This window comes from Corynebacterium dentalis, assembly GCF_900232865.1.
Taxonomy (GTDB): domain Bacteria; phylum Actinomycetota; class Actinomycetes; order Mycobacteriales; family Mycobacteriaceae; genus Corynebacterium; species Corynebacterium dentalis.
The window spans coordinates 98,398-111,768 of record NZ_OCTS01000003.1 but is presented as its reverse complement, the minus strand read 5'-3'; the positions used below and the strand labels follow the sequence as shown (position 1 = coordinate 111,768).

Here is a 13,371-nt window from a genome sequence, read left to right as displayed (position 1 = left end):
AAGTAAACTAAAGGTAAACAGCAGGTCAGAGACTGTCATGGGGGTGCTTGGTGGGGGTATTTCAATCCGCTGTGTAACGCTGATGGACCAGCCAAGCTAAATCGCGATTCACCTGCAGATATATCGATTGGGTCACGGATTCATTGGTGGAACCTGAGAGCGACAATGGGGGAATCTGAAAATAATGCTTCTCTAGGGGTTGAACATGCTGCAGATCCGATTAAAGTAACCCTCGACAGCCTCACCAGGGGCGTCAAGGAAAAGAAACTAAAGTCCACTCGAAACCCGAGTGTGACGCCTCTGATTAGGGAGAAATATCATGGAAGCACCAGTAATTCTTGAGCAGCTCAGCGCCTTCTTCGGTGGATTCGGCGACATCTTCGGCGGACTGGGCGACCTGTTCTCCGGCATTTTCGCAGTCCTCGAGGTCATCGCTGGCTGGAACGCTGCAGAGTAATTCTGCCTTCGGTTGAACCGAAAATCCCCGGCACTTTCGTGCCGGGGATTTTTCTCTGCCCGAACGCCTGTGCGCGGGCAAACGGGGGAGCGTATGCTCTTCACCCCGCGAAGTAGACCACCCTCGGGATAGACTGAGAATTAGATATTGCGCTTCTCATCAAGCAATTTGTGCGCTGGGGAGCGGGTAGCGAATGAGTGCGTCGTCAACACGGCGAATGCGCGGAGCATACACAGTTTAAGGAGCGCTTAAGCATGGCCGATGACAATCAGGACGATTTCCACCTTGTAGACCTCGCCGCCACCGAGGGCTACCTCGTGGATGATTCCGATGAGGATGATCCCACACTGATTACCCCAGACGGCCACCGCGTAGATACCTGGCGCGATCAGTACCCTTATGACAATCGCATGAGCCGCGAGGAGTACGAGACCACCAAGCGCTCCCTGCAGATCGAGCTGCTGAAGTGGCAGAACTGGACCAAGGAAACGGGACAGAAGCACATCATCCTTTTCGAGGGCCGCGATGCCGCCGGCAAGGGTGGCACCATCAAGCGCTTCAACGAGCACCTCAACCCTCGCGGTGCGCGCACCGTCGCCCTAGAAAAGCCGTCCCCGCGTGAGTCCACCTCGTGGTACTTCCAGCGCTACATCGAACACTTCCCAGCTGGGGGAGAGATCGTCTTCTTCGACCGCTCCTGGTACAACCGCTCCGGCGTGGAGCGCGTGATGGGATTCTGCACCGAGTCCCAGCACGCAGAGTTCCTGCGTGAGGTTCCGATGCTAGAGAACATGATCCTCGGTTCCGGCATTTCTTTGACCAAGTTCTGGTTCTCTGTGACCCGCAAGGAGCAGCGCACCCGCTTTGCCATCCGTCAGGTGGATCCTGTGCGCCAGTGGAAGCTGTCTCCGATGGACCTGGCGTCTCTGGATCGCTGGGATGATTACACCCGCGCCAAGGAAGAGCAGTTCCGCTACACGGACACTAACGAGTCTCCGTGGATCACCATCAAGTCCAACGACAAGAAGCGCGCCCGCATCAACGCTATGCGTTACGTGCTGAGCAAGTTTGAGTACACCGGCAAGGATCACGAGCTGGTGGGCGAGCCCGATCCGAAGCTGGTCAAGCGCGGACGGGACGCCATCGGCGACTAATCCCGCCAGATCTCAATCGGATTGCCCTGCCACCTGGTATTTGGCGGTACGTGGTCGCCACGCATCACCAGGGAGGCAGGGCCTACTGCTGCGTTCTTCGCTAGTGCGGCAGCCGGAAGCGCCACTGAGTGTGGGCCCATCGTGGCGCCTTCGGCCACCGTGACCTCGTCCAAGCTCATCACGCGGTCCTGGAACAGGTGGGTCTGCACCACGCAGCCCGGCCCCACGGTCGCACCGCGGCCGATGCGCACCAAGTCCGCCTCCGGCAGCCAGTAGGAATCCATCCACGCGCCGCGGCCGATCTTGGCGCCCAGTGCGCGCAGGAAAATGTTCAAGCTGCCCGTGCCCAAGGTATGAGCCAGGAACCACGGGCCGGCCACGGTTTCCACAAACTGATCCTGCAGCTCGTTAAACCACACGAAGCCGCTGAACAGCGCGTGGTCGCCCGCCTTGATCTGCTGCACGCACAGCCACTTCATCAAGACAGTCACCAGTGCGGCAAAGAAGCCGGCACCGATGAGAATCAACCCTGACGTCGCAAAGAGAACCCACACACCACCGTGGACCAGCACCCATTGCATGACGGCCAGTACCGCCACGAACAGCATCGTGGACACCATGGGGGCCAACAGGCGCAAGGTTTCCACCACGCCGCGCGCGAATTTCAGCGTGAAGGTGGGGTTGTAGGTGCGGTTGTCGCCTTCCGAATCGACTTCTACTCGACGCAAACGCTCCGGCGGCGAACCCATCCAATTGGAACCAGCTTTGGTCTTTTTCGGGGTGGAAGAAAGCACCGCGACCAGCGAATTCTTCTTCAAATTGCGCTGCGGACCAGCGATGCCTGAGTTGCCCAAGAAGCTGCGCTTGCCCACGCGGGTGTGACCGGAGAGCATCCAGCCGCCACCGCCGAGCTCGTAACCGCCGACCATCGTGTCATCGGCGAGGAACGCGCCTTCCTTGACCTCGGCGAAACGCGGCACCATGACCGCGGTGGAGATCTCCGCATCCTTACCAATCTGCGCGCCCAAGCTGCGGAACCACAGCGGGGTGAGCTGAGCTGCGTACAGCGGGAACAGGTGCGTGCGGGCGGCGTCCATGAGCCGTTCGATGGACCAGATGCGCCAGCCACGGGCAGAACGCACGGGCACCACGCCCGGCTGCAGGCCCAGGGAGAGCGCGCGCACCAAAATCCAGGTCAAGCCCATGTACACCGCGAAGGCCAGGAGACCAGCCGGGGCGGCCCACAGGGCGGAGTACGCCAAGAAGCTGCCCAGGGAGACGCTGCCGGTGGCGCCCAGGTTGCTCAGGGAGAGTCCGAAGAAGACGAAGGCGGCAGCTGAGGCCAGCGCCAGCAGCGGAAGCAGGGACAGCACGATCGAGGTCACGCCGTAAATAGTGACCCATGCGGGGCGGCGCGGAGGGGCTTCCTGCGGCCAGTTGTTGCGGACCTTGCCCACCTTGCGGGCAGGCGAACCTGCCCACCTCGCGTTCGCCTTGACCTTCTTGCGCGCGGTGACGGCGCTGCCCGCCTCGATAGAGGCGCTGGCACCGATGCGGGCGCCGGGAAGAATCGTGCTGCGTGCACCAATGGAAGCGGCCTTGCCGATTTCGATCCGGCCCACGTGCACCTGGTCGCGTTCCACCCAATAGGTGGAAATGTCCACTTCCTGCTCCACGGAGCAGTAGTCGCCCAACGTCAGCAGTCCCGTGACAGGTGGCAAGGTGTGCAGCTGCACACCCTTGCCCACGTTGGCGCCTAGCCAACGGGCATACGTGGTGATCCAGGTCGCGCCGGAAACATCGCGGGCGCCGGAGGTATCGGCGATGCGCTCGGCAGCCCAAATGCGCAGGTGCGTGAAGCCGCCGCGACGGTACGTGCCGGGCTCGATGCCCGCGGTGACCGCGCGGATGAGCACCGCGGACAGCGGCAGACGGCCCAGCGGGGTCGCGAAAATCAGCACTGCGATGAGCACTAGCCACCACGGAAGGTTGCCCGGTCCCAGGGCTTCCACCGGCAGAGTGCCGGGCAGAACGTTGAGGCCCAAGATTTGCATGAGCCAGTTGCCCGCCAACAGCCAGGTCACCCACTGCGCGCCGGCCAAAGTCATGGCTGGCAGCTGAATGAGCGCCTGTGCCACGCGGGTACCAGCGCCCACCGGGATTACGGGTGGCAGTTCTGGAGTGTTCGGGGTGCCGTCCTCGCTGGAGGAACCGAGGAGTCCGGCGGAACCCGCAGAGCCATCGCCCACGAAGCTATCCACGTGCTCGGCGAAAGAGCCCAAGCGAGCGTGATCGTAGAGGTCGCGCACGGACACCTCGGGAACACGCTCGCGTACCTGAGCGATGAGCGTGGCAGCAGCCAGCGAGGTGCCGCCGAGGGTGAAGAAGTCCACGTCGGCGCTGAGAACCGTAGTGCCCAAGGCATCGGAGAACAGCCCGGCGAGCCATTCTTGCGTCGGGTTATCAAAGGACGCTTCGCCCTGCGACGGCAACGGCCACGGCAAGGCCTTCTTATCGACCTTGCCGGAGGTGGTCACGGGGAGGGAATCCAGCGCGCACAGGCGCGGGATCATCGCGGCAGGCAAACGGTCGCGCAGCTGAGTCATGGCTGCTGTGGTATCGAATCCCTCCGCGGAGCCTTCCTCTGGCGAGACGTATCCCACCAGCACTTTGTCACCGCCGCCGGTGGTTTGTACTACCACGGCCGCGCTGCGAACGTTGTCCAGGGAACTGAGCGCGGAATCCACCTCGCCCAGCTCGATTCGACGTCCGCCGATCTTGACCTGGTCATCCATACGGCCCACGAAGTACAGGCCGTCTTCTTCCAAGCGAACGTGATCGCCCGAGCGATACGCGCGATCCCATCCCAGCTCCGGCATGGGGGCGAACTTCTCCGCGTCCTTGGCTGGGTCCAGGTAGCGGGCAAGGCCTACGCCACCAATGATGAGCTCGCCGACCTCACCCATCGCCACGGGTTGGTTGTTCGCATCCACCACGGCCAGGTCCCATCCGCGTAGAGGCAGGCCGATGGACACGGGCTTGATGCCGTCCATCGTGGTGCCGCATGCCACCACTGTGGCTTCGGTGGGGCCGTAGGTATTCCACAGCTCGCGGGAGTCCGTGGCGAGGCGTTGCGCTAGTTCCGGAGGGCAGGCTTCACCGCCGAAGATCAGCAGGCGGACGGCGTCCAAAGCTTCATCTGGCCATAGTCCGGCAAGGGTAGGCACGGTGGACACGGCGGTGACGTCCTTGGAGATCAGCCACGGTCCCAGGTCCACACCGGAGCGCACGAGGGAGCGCGGGGCGGGCACCAAGCAGGCACCATTGCGCCAGGCCAGCCACATTTCCTCGCAGGAGGCGTCGAACGCAACGGACAGACCTGCCAGCACGCGATCCTCGGGGCCCAGCGGCTCGCCCTGCAGGAACATCTCCGCTTCCGCGTCCACGAAGGCCGCCGCGCTGCGGTTGCTCACGGCCACGCCCTTGGGCTTGCCGGTAGAGCCGGAGGTGAAGATGATCCATGCGTCCGTGTCCAGGTCCGGGCCGGTTTCGGTGACCTTTTTTCTCGACGCCAACTCGGCGCTGTCCGCGCTCATCTTCAAGCCGTCTGCGGTGTAGATGGCCTGCACATGTGCTTCGCCGAAGACGAGTTCGGCGCGTTCCTCGGGGTCGTCCGCATCGACCGGCACGTAGGCGGCGCCAGCGGCGATGGTGGAGAGGATGGCGATGTATAGGCTGCGCTGTCCGCTGGGCATGCGGATGCCGATGCGATCGCCGCGGCGGATGCCCTTGGAGGCGAGCCAGTCTGCGGTGTCTAGGACTTCGGTGAGTAGTTCGGAGTAAGTGATGACACCGTGGCCATCATCGATGGCTGGCGCGTCCGGGTAGCGCTGCGTGGTGTCACGGAGGACATCCAGCAGCGTGCGTGCGGTAGGAGCTTCGGGGGAGCGGAGGTATTGGCTAGGGATCTGTGCTGCCACTTATTCCTTCCCCTTCTGTCCGTCGGGGAGGGTCTCTGGGTTATCGGCCGCGATGATCTGCTTGGCCAGCTTGCGCAGGTGCTTGAGCTGCTTGGAGGTGGATTCATCCAGCGCTTTGTCCTCGGCGACCGTCACTAGGGGACGAAGGTTGGTGTACGCCTTGGTGCCCTTTTTGGTGATGGAGATAATCTGGCGACGACGATCATTGGGATCCTTGACGCGCTTGGCCAGCTGGCGATCCTCGAGGGAATCGACAAGGCGCACCATATCGGAGCGGTCCACGCCCAGGATTTCACCGAGGGTGGCCTGGGAGGCGGCATCGCCATCCGCGAGGCAGGTGAGAACCCAGTACTCCCGCAGGTTGAATCCTTGCTCCACAAGGGCGGTCTCGACGAACTCGCGAGTGCGCCTGCGGAGTCTTTCCAGTTGGAAAGATGGGGAGCTGAGGAGGTCTGCGGGGAGCGGTAGGGATTCTTGCATGTTTACAAGAGTAATCCCCAATATGGGACTTGTCTAACTGTGGGTGCTTCCAACTATTCGTGTATGCATCGGAAGAAACGCGCGAGCCGAGAGGCTCGCGCGACGTGGGGTTGAGGAGTTCTAGGCGTTATCGTCGGCGCGCACGATAGGCAGGCCGGAATCGCGCCAACCGGAGGTGCCGTTGGCCACGTTGATGGAATCGATGCCGTTGGTCTCCAGCCACTGCGCGGCACGAGCCGATCGACCACCGGACAGGCAGATGACGTAGATATCCTCATTCAGATCCAGCTCGCCGTAGCGGGCCTGGAGCTCGGAGAGGGGGAGGTTGGTCGCGCCCTTGGCGTGCCATTCCTCAAACTCATCGGCTTCACGCACGTCGACAAGCTGTGCGCCTTCGGGGACTTCGTTGGGCTGTACTGTTTCAAAATCGCTCATGCCTACCCACCATAGGCAAATGAGGTGCGTTGGTCACCCGCCTTACTCGCACCTACTGCCACTGTCTCGCCCATCAACTAGGGTCGGAGACATGAATTGGCTGTGGGTAATCGTCGGCATCCTAGTGGTACTGGGTGGAATTCTTTTCATCATGCAGGGGCTGAACAAGCGCAATGAAGAGCGTGGCAGGAACGCTCAGGCTCGCACGCCCAAAGACCCCTTCGCAGAGGTGGATGGGGCAAGTAGGTTCAGCCCGAAGAACATCGCCCCCGGCGCGATCATCAGGCATGGGCAAACGGACTACGTGGTCCGCGGTTCCCTCGAGATAAACCAAGGCCCCTACGTCTGGCACGAACACATGGTCGACGGCGGCAACGGCTCCCGCTACTTCTCCGTAGAAGTAGACGAAGGGACCCTAGAGCTAATCCTCTGGGAAAAGGGACCATCCTCCACAGAGCAAGAACCACCGTCGGAAACCGAGGTCAACGGCGTGCGGTTTCGGGAATCCGAACGCGGCCCTGCTCACTACCGCTCCACGGGAACCACCGGCCTAGATGCCTCCGGCGACATGCGCTATGTCGACTACGAAGTCGCCGGCGCAGATGATCCTCGCCGCCTCAGTTACGAAAAGTTTGGCGATGCTCCCTGGGAAATCTCCCTCGGCCACGTCATCTACCCAGGCGAGCTGACTGTCTATCCCGCGCCAGAACAGTAAGCCCATGAGCACTACGCAGCTTGCAGTCGCCCCGCAGGACATCAGTGCCGCATCCCTCGGCGTGCGCTTGGATGGACCCGCGCCCACCGTGCTGGTCGGCACGACGCTGCAGGGTTCCGGCGCGTGCTTTCGGCTCGACCTTGGCATCCTGGGAGCCTCCCATGTTGTCGACGCCACCCTGCTCGACGGCGGACAACCCTCCGCGCACCTTCGCGAAGAGATCAGCTGCCACGCGATGGAAGGTGGGATGGCGCTGGGTGATGGCGTCGAAAAGAATCAACGATGGGTAACAGGAAACTACCGCCTACGTGCGCGGACAGTGCAGCTGGGGACAGAAGAATTTGCCGAGCGAGCAGAGACGATTCTGCAGGCCGCTGAGGCTGAATCCTGGCTGGTCGGGAAGTTTCCCGGGGAAGGAAACCACCACCTCACGGCGCTGTGGGGAGAGGTAGAAGGCGGTACAGCGCGATGGAAAACGTGGCACTTCTATCCCGCGGAACTCACGGTGGTGGAAAGTGAGTCAGAGCTAACAACGGAGGTGCAGGCATGAGCTGGAAGATGAAAGTGGGCGTGGGCGCGCTGCTGATCGTCGTCGGCCTCGTGGTGATGCTCGCGGGATTTAACACCAAGGATTCGGTGCGCACCCACCTGCAGGACTCAGAGACCTTCACCTACGTTTCAGACAGCCAATACACTTGCACGGACGCGAAGGCTGCCTATGAAGAACTGCGCGCTCAGACCCGCCCGGAAGCCAGTAAGGAAGACCGCGGGAGCTACTACCTGCGCTATTCCCGCGAGATGGTCACCATCTCCCAGAGCTCCGGCTCATGCACCCTCCGAATTGAAGACCTGCGCCGCCTGAACAACGGACACTTCATCTTCCTGGGCACGGGCTTCTCGCCTGGTTCTCCCTCGAACTCGTCCGGAGGAACCGGCGGCAGCTTCTTCGGCAGCAAATAGTCCCCACACACGGCCAAGACAACAAACAAGAACAGGGTAAACACAATGAACGAGTACATTCTCGCCGCGGACTACCCCCTCGCAGAGGGCATCCTCGCCTCGGTGGTCTACTTCGCCATCGCGCTGATCGTGCTGGCGCTGTCCTTCTTCGTCCAAGACCTTCTGACCCCCGGCAGGCTGCGCGATCAAGTCTTTGTCCACCACCTGCCGAATGCCGCGGTGATGGCAGGAAGCCAGCTGATCGCGATTGGCATGGTGCTGATTGCCGCCATAGCTACCACTGAGCCGAACTTGGCCGATGGCATTCTGCACGTCGCCGTGTACTCCCTGTTAGGCCTGGCGCTGCAGACTTTCGTGATGGTGGCGGTGGAAATCGCCATCCCTGGGCGCTTCCGCAACTTGGTCGAAGACCGTAAGCTGCGCAGCTCCACGCTGGTTCTCGGCGTGCTGCTGGTGGTCGTGGGCGCGGTTAACGCCGTATGCCTGACATAAAGCCCAAGCCCGCCACAGATCGGGGATTGGTGCCCGGCCCGCGGCGGTTCTTCCTGTTGCTCTCCGTGGCCGCGTGTGCGGCTTCCGGGTTGGTCTACGAGCTGGCGTTGATCTCGCTCTCCACTAGCCTCAACGGCGGTGGAATTGTAGAAACGAGCCTGATCGTGGCGGGCTACGTGGCCGCGCTCGGCCTGGGCGCGCTGTGCGCCAAGCCGCTGCTGAAATGGGCGGAAACCGCCTTCCTGTGGGTGGAAGCCATCCTCGGCGTGGTCGGAGGGCTCAGCGCCACGATCCTCTACCTGGCATTCGCCGTCACCGGGCAGAGCTTGATTCTGCTGGTGCTGGCGACCTTGCTCATCGGCGCGCTGGTGGGCGCGGAGCTTCCCTTGCTGATGACGATGTTCCAGCGCGGCCGGATGGTGGACGCCAACGAATCGGGCTCCATTCTCGCGACCCTGAACGTGGCCGATTACGTGGGCGCGCTGCTGGGCGGCCTGGCGTGGCCATTCTTCTTGCTCCCCACGCTCGGACTGCTCCAGGGCACAGCCGCGGCTGGCTTGTTGAACCTGGTGGCCGCCCTTGCCGTGGCAGGCTTGGTGCTGCGATGGTCGGTCAAACGCACACATTTGGTGCTGGTGGCAACGGTGATCGTCGTTGCCATCGTGGGCCTGTCCGTGCTGATCGTCCGCTCCGACGGCGTGGTGGCGACAGCCCGCCAACGCCTATTCGAAGACCCGATCATCTACTCACAGCAAACGCAGTACCAAGACATCGTGGTGACCAAGGTCGGCAAGGATCGCCGCCTGTTCTTGAACGGTGGGCTGCAATATTCCACGCGCGACGAGTACCGCTACACCGAATCCTTGGTATATCCCGCCATCACGCCCAGCACCCAGCGCGTACTGATCATCGGCGGCGGTGATGGCCTCGCCGCTCGCGAGTTACTGCGCATGGATCACATCACGGACATCCAGCAGGTGGAGCTGGATCCGGAGATGATCCGGGTGGCCAACACCGTCCTGCGCGAGGACAATCGCGGTTCCCTTGAGGACCCTCGCGTGCACGTGATCACCGAGGATGCGTTCACGTGGGCGCGCGCTGGTGGTGGAGGTGTGCAGCCGTTCGACGCCATACTCGTGGATCTCTCCGACCCAGATAATGACACGATGGCTCGGCTCTATTCCGAGGAGTTCTACGGGCTGCTGCACAAAATGCTCCGGCCAGAAGGGCGGATGGTGGTGCAGTCCGGCAGTGCGTTCACCACGCCGGACGTGTTCAATCGCGTGCGCTCCACGCTGTCTGCGGCGGGCTGCGCGGACGTGGTCCCGTACCACGTACAGGTGCCTACTTTTGGCGACTGGGGCTTTAACATGTGCGCGCCCGCCAACACACAGTTGCAGGTGTCGAACACGGCACCTGAACTGCGCTATCTCAACGCGGAGACACTACGCGCTGCGGAGATCTTTCCCCCAGATAATCCGCTCATAGAAATGCCGCCCAACACGCTGGATCACCCGGTGATTGTCGAGGATCTGCGGCGCGGATATCGGGCGGCAGGGGAGTAGGTAAAAACCTACAGGCGAGGGCCTACTTGTAGCGGGCGATAGCCTCGTCGAGGATCTTCTGCGCTTCGGCCTTGTTGCCCCAGCCAGAGCCGGAAACTTCCTTGTTTGGCTCCAGATCCTTGTAGTGGACGAAGAAGTGCTCGATTTCGTTGCGGGTGAACTGATCGATGTCCTCGATGTCCTGGTAGCTCTCGAAGCGGACGTCGTCGATGACACACAGCAGCTTGTCATCGCCGCCGGCCTCGTCGGTCATCTTGAACACGCCAACTGGGCGCGCATTGACGATCACGCCGGGGAACACGGATTCAGGCATGATGACCAGCGCGTCCAAAGGATCGCCGTCTTCGCCCAGGGTGTGGTCGATGAAACCGTAGTCAGCTGGGTAAGCCATCGGGGTGAACAGGTAACGGTCCAGGTAGACCTTGCCGGTCTCGTGGTCAACCTCGTACTTATTGCGGGAGCCCTTGGGGATTTCGATGGTTACTTCGATGCTGTTGGAGCTCATGGTTAAAGCGCCACCCTTCGCGATACTCGTAGTGAATTAATTAAACAACGCGCCTATCTTATCGTGTCTCCCTTGCACCTGTAGATAAGGAGGCAACGCTAGAGTGGCTTGTTGTGAGTAGTCAGAAGACATCCCGCACCCGTTGGTGGATAGCCGTCACGATTTTCCTCGTGGTGGTTGCCCTCGTGGTGGCAGCTGGGCTGCTCTGGCACGCGGCAAACCGCTACGAGGTGCAGGCAGCACCGCGCAGCGAGCACACCTCGGCGCAGCCGGTGCTGGAAGCGCCGGAAGATTCCACCGGTGGGGCCGGTGAGCTGCCGGACGTGGACAGCGCGGTGGCCCGTACGGCGAAGGATCCAGCACTCGGTGAGCTGACCGCTGAGGTCACGGATTTGGCCTCCGGGGAGACGCTGTGGGCAAAAGACCAGGACAAACTGCGCACCCCGGCCAGCGTGACCAAGGTGGTCACCACGGGTGCGGCCACCTTGGCGCTGGATGACGACGAGCGCCTGGAAACTTACGTGGTCCAGCGCCGTCCAGGGGAGCTGATCTTGGTGGGCGAGGGAGATATCACCCTGTCCGCAGAACCCGGCAAGGGATTTTTTAGCGATGCGACCAGTGTCCGCGAACTGACGGACAAGATCCGCCCGCAGATCAAGGGGCAGAAGATCGATCACATCGTGGTGGACAACTCCGTGCGCGAGGGCGACCTGTTCAACTCCACGTGGGATACAGATGACATCGCCGGTGGCAACGTCACCAACCTGGATTCCGTGATGCTGAACGCTGGTCGCATCAACCCCACCGAGTCTTATTCGCCTCGTTCTACCGAGCCAGGCAAGGACGCCGCCCGGGTCCTCGCGGGCCAATTGGGCCTTAGTGACGTGACCATCGATGTGGAAAACGCCACCGCCGCCACCCCGATGACGGCATCCGTGGACGGCAACGCCCAGGATTCTCTGCCTGAGGATCTGACCTGGCTGGGCGGGGTGGAATCGGCTCCGTTGAACACCCGCATCCATGACACACTGGTGCACTCGGACAACCTGCTGGCCGAGGCCATTGCGCGCGAGGTGGCGGGATCTCAGGACGCGCCGCGGACGTTCGCGGGCGCCACCGAATCCACCCTTGCTGTGCTCCGAGACCACGGCGTGGATCTAGACAAGGCCGTGCTCAAGGACAACTCCGGAATGAGCACGTCCAACCGACTCAGCGCGCACCACCTGGATCAGGTGCTCTCCAACCACGATCTGCACTCACTGCTGGAGCAGTTGCCGGTCTCTGCGGTGGACGGCACCTTGGTCAACCGCTACGCCACGGGAAGTGGCGCAGAAGATTCCGCTGGCTGGGTACGGGCGAAGACGGGCACACTGTCTGGCGTCAATACTCTGGCGGGGACCATCACCACCACGTCCGGCCGCGTGTTGACCTTCGCGTTCCTGGCCACCGGCGAAAACATAGACGCCTCTAGGGCAGCCCTGGACCGCCTGGCCAACTCCCTGCGGGATGCCTAAACGCTAGGTCATGAGCCGCCCGCATATCTCCACCGCCGCCCACACCCAGCGCTGGCTGGAGTGGGTGCAGCGCGAACATCCCGGCATTCACGAGCAGCTCACAGGTAGCAATCCGCAATCCGTGGTGGTGGGCTTATCCGGTGGCGCGGATTCCTTGGCCTTGGTGCACGCGGCAATTCGCGCCGGGCTGGACGTGGAAGCCGTAGTGGTTGACCACCAGCTGCAAGTCGGTTCCGCTCACGTGGCCGCTAGGGCCGCGCAGCAGGCTGAAACTCTGGGAGCGCGCTCGCGCGTGGTGACGGTGAACATTGCAGAAACCGGTGAAGGGCCTGCTCGGGCTGCCAGGTATCAAGCGCTTGGGCAGGTAGCCGAGGGGCGCGGCGTGCTGGTGGCTCACACCGCCTCCGATGACGCGGAAGGTTTTCTCCTTGCGCTGGCACGCGGCTCCGGCACCGATTCACTGGCCGGCATGCACGCCCTGACCACCGAACACCCCGCCGTGCACTCCGGTGCCGGCTGGGTGGGTAGACCCTTACTCCACGCCACGAGAGCAGACACCGAACGCACCTGCCACCACGCCGAGCTGGACTTTTGGGTGGACCCGCACAACGAATCCGCCGATTACCTTCGCTCCCGCATCCGCACCAAATTGCTCCCGCAGATGCGGGCGATCCTCGGGGAGGCCGTGGTAGACAACCTCGCCGTGTCCTCGCGTTTGTTGCGGGACGACGCCACCGCCCTGGATCAGCTCGCTCGCCACCAGCTGCAGGCTATGGAGGACCAGCGGGGAGGGGAGAGGTTGGCGTCGGATAAAAACGATCAACCAGCACCACTGGATTGCCGAACCATCGCCACCGAGCTGGCCGCAGTGAGGCGACGGATCTATCGCGCATGGCTCGGCGAACACGTGGGGCCGTTGACGAATGCGCACATGGAGGCGATTGACGCGCTGGTGATCGCTTGGAGAGGACAAGGACCCGTCTCTGTCCCCTGGCCCACCCACTGGCCTACAATGAACCCAGCGAGGCGCACCACGCATCGATTGGTAGTGCGCCGCCAGAACAGGCAGCTATTTCTCGACGTGATTGCACGCCACAAAGAAACACAATGAGGA

Annotated in this window: 13 protein-coding genes; 9 read left to right on the top strand and 4 right to left on the bottom strand. The window is 62.3% G+C overall.

What is annotated here, in order from left to right; translation table 11 throughout:
- The first annotated feature begins 319 nt into the window (after positions 1–319).
- Together CS919_RS10700 and ppk2 are read left to right on the top strand one after the other, a co-directional pair.
- Entirely contained in the window at positions 320–457 is a 138-nt protein-coding gene (locus tag CS919_RS10700; protein WP_159460950.1) for a PorACj family cell wall channel-forming small protein, read from the top strand.
- Positions 458–711: 254 nt separating this feature from the next.
- On the top strand, positions 712–1,611 hold the full coding sequence (ppk2, locus tag CS919_RS03595; RefSeq protein WP_099298129.1) for a polyphosphate kinase 2: 900 nt from the start codon (positions 712–714) through the stop codon (positions 1,609–1,611).
- Here ppk2 and CS919_RS03590 read toward each other — a convergent pair.
- From CS919_RS03590 to CS919_RS03580, 3 genes are all read right to left on the bottom strand, one after another.
- Positions 1,608–5,591, bottom strand: a complete 3,984-nt coding sequence (locus tag CS919_RS03590) for a Pls/PosA family non-ribosomal peptide synthetase (protein WP_099298128.1) — start codon at positions 5,589–5,591, stop codon at positions 1,608–1,610. The two genes, ppk2 and CS919_RS03590, sit on opposite strands and share 4 nt — an antisense overlap.
- The gene (locus CS919_RS03585; RefSeq protein ID WP_099298127.1) at positions 5,592–6,071 is read right to left on the bottom strand and encodes a MarR family winged helix-turn-helix transcriptional regulator; all 480 of its coding nucleotides are present in this window, start codon (positions 6,069–6,071) and stop codon (positions 5,592–5,594) included. It lies immediately after the preceding gene.
- Between the two features lie 120 nt (positions 6,072–6,191).
- Positions 6,192–6,506 carry a rhodanese-like domain-containing protein gene (locus CS919_RS03580; protein ID WP_099298126.1) on the bottom strand — a complete coding sequence of 105 codons (315 nt, stop codon included), beginning with the start codon at positions 6,504–6,506 and terminating at the stop codon, positions 6,192–6,194.
- 91 nt (positions 6,507–6,597) lie between these two features.
- On the opposite strand from CS919_RS03580, the gene CS919_RS03575 reads away from it, so the two are divergent.
- The 5 genes from CS919_RS03575 to CS919_RS03555 are packed head-to-tail and all read left to right on the top strand — an operon-like array spanning position 6,598 to position 10,238.
- Positions 6,598–7,221 (top strand): DUF4178 domain-containing protein, encoded by a 624-nt coding sequence (locus tag CS919_RS03575; RefSeq protein WP_159460949.1) that lies wholly within the window; start codon positions 6,598–6,600, stop codon positions 7,219–7,221.
- A gap of 4 nt (positions 7,222–7,225) precedes the next feature.
- A complete protein-coding gene (locus CS919_RS03570; RefSeq protein ID WP_099298124.1) occupies positions 7,226–7,771 on the top strand; it encodes a DUF2617 family protein in 546 nt (181 codons plus the stop codon).
- On the top strand, positions 7,768–8,181 hold the full coding sequence (locus CS919_RS03565; RefSeq protein WP_099298123.1) for a DUF4247 domain-containing protein: 414 nt from the start codon (positions 7,768–7,770) through the stop codon (positions 8,179–8,181). The genes CS919_RS03570 and CS919_RS03565 overlap by 4 nt, the downstream gene beginning before the upstream one ends.
- Before the next feature lie 45 nt (positions 8,182–8,226).
- Positions 8,227–8,673, top strand: coding sequence for a DUF350 domain-containing protein (locus tag CS919_RS03560; protein ID WP_099298122.1), 447 nt, complete (start codon positions 8,227–8,229; stop codon positions 8,671–8,673).
- The gene (locus CS919_RS03555) at positions 8,661–10,238 is read left to right on the top strand and encodes a polyamine aminopropyltransferase (RefSeq protein WP_099298121.1); all 1,578 of its coding nucleotides are present in this window, start codon (positions 8,661–8,663) and stop codon (positions 10,236–10,238) included. Before CS919_RS03560 ends, CS919_RS03555 begins: the two co-directional genes overlap by 13 nt.
- A 22-nt stretch (positions 10,239–10,260) precedes the next feature.
- Here CS919_RS03555 and CS919_RS03550 read toward each other — a convergent pair whose 3' ends face one another.
- The gene (locus CS919_RS03550) at positions 10,261–10,743 is read right to left on the bottom strand and encodes an inorganic diphosphatase (protein ID WP_099298120.1); all 483 of its coding nucleotides are present in this window, start codon (positions 10,741–10,743) and stop codon (positions 10,261–10,263) included.
- Between the two features lie 113 nt (positions 10,744–10,856).
- Here CS919_RS03550 and dacB point away from each other — a divergent pair, with 113 nt between their 5' ends.
- Both dacB and tilS read left to right on the top strand, forming a co-directional pair.
- Positions 10,857–12,257 carry a D-alanyl-D-alanine carboxypeptidase/D-alanyl-D-alanine endopeptidase gene (gene dacB, locus CS919_RS03545; RefSeq protein ID WP_099298119.1) on the top strand — a complete coding sequence of 467 codons (1,401 nt, stop codon included), beginning with the start codon at positions 10,857–10,859 and terminating at the stop codon, positions 12,255–12,257.
- A 10-nt stretch (positions 12,258–12,267) separates the two neighbouring features.
- Complete coding sequence (gene tilS, locus CS919_RS03540; RefSeq protein ID WP_099298118.1) at positions 12,268–13,368, top strand: tRNA lysidine(34) synthetase TilS; 1,101 nt, start codon at positions 12,268–12,270, stop codon at positions 13,366–13,368.
- Positions 13,369–13,371: the final 3 nt, after the last annotated feature.

What these genes read in the sequence shown, in the direction of transcription:
- CS919_RS03565 (WP_099298123.1), top strand. Translation starts at nt 7,768, where the DNA reads ATGAGCTGGAAGATGAAAGTGGGCGTGGGCGCGCTGCTGATCGTCGTC.
- CS919_RS03570 (WP_099298124.1), top strand. Translation starts at nt 7,226, where the DNA reads ATGAGCACTACGCAGCTTGCAGTCGCCCCGCAGGACATCAGTGCCGCA.
- CS919_RS03555 (WP_099298121.1), top strand. Translation starts at nt 8,661, where the DNA reads ATGCCTGACATAAAGCCCAAGCCCGCCACAGATCGGGGATTGGTGCCC.
- CS919_RS03585 (WP_099298127.1), bottom strand. Translation starts at nt 6,071, where the DNA reads ATGCAAGAATCCCTACCGCTCCCCGCAGACCTCCTCAGCTCCCCATCT.
- CS919_RS10700 (WP_159460950.1), top strand. Translation starts at nt 320, where the DNA reads ATGGAAGCACCAGTAATTCTTGAGCAGCTCAGCGCCTTCTTCGGTGGA.
- tilS (WP_099298118.1), top strand. Translation starts at nt 12,268, where the DNA reads ATGAGCCGCCCGCATATCTCCACCGCCGCCCACACCCAGCGCTGGCTG.
- CS919_RS03580 (WP_099298126.1), bottom strand. Translation starts at nt 6,506, where the DNA reads ATGAGCGATTTTGAAACAGTACAGCCCAACGAAGTCCCCGAAGGCGCA.
- CS919_RS03550 (WP_099298120.1), bottom strand. Translation starts at nt 10,743, where the DNA reads ATGAGCTCCAACAGCATCGAAGTAACCATCGAAATCCCCAAGGGCTCC.
- CS919_RS03575 (WP_159460949.1), top strand. Translation starts at nt 6,598, where the DNA reads ATGAATTGGCTGTGGGTAATCGTCGGCATCCTAGTGGTACTGGGTGGA.
- ppk2 (WP_099298129.1), top strand. Translation starts at nt 712, where the DNA reads ATGGCCGATGACAATCAGGACGATTTCCACCTTGTAGACCTCGCCGCC.
- CS919_RS03560 (WP_099298122.1), top strand. Translation starts at nt 8,227, where the DNA reads ATGAACGAGTACATTCTCGCCGCGGACTACCCCCTCGCAGAGGGCATC.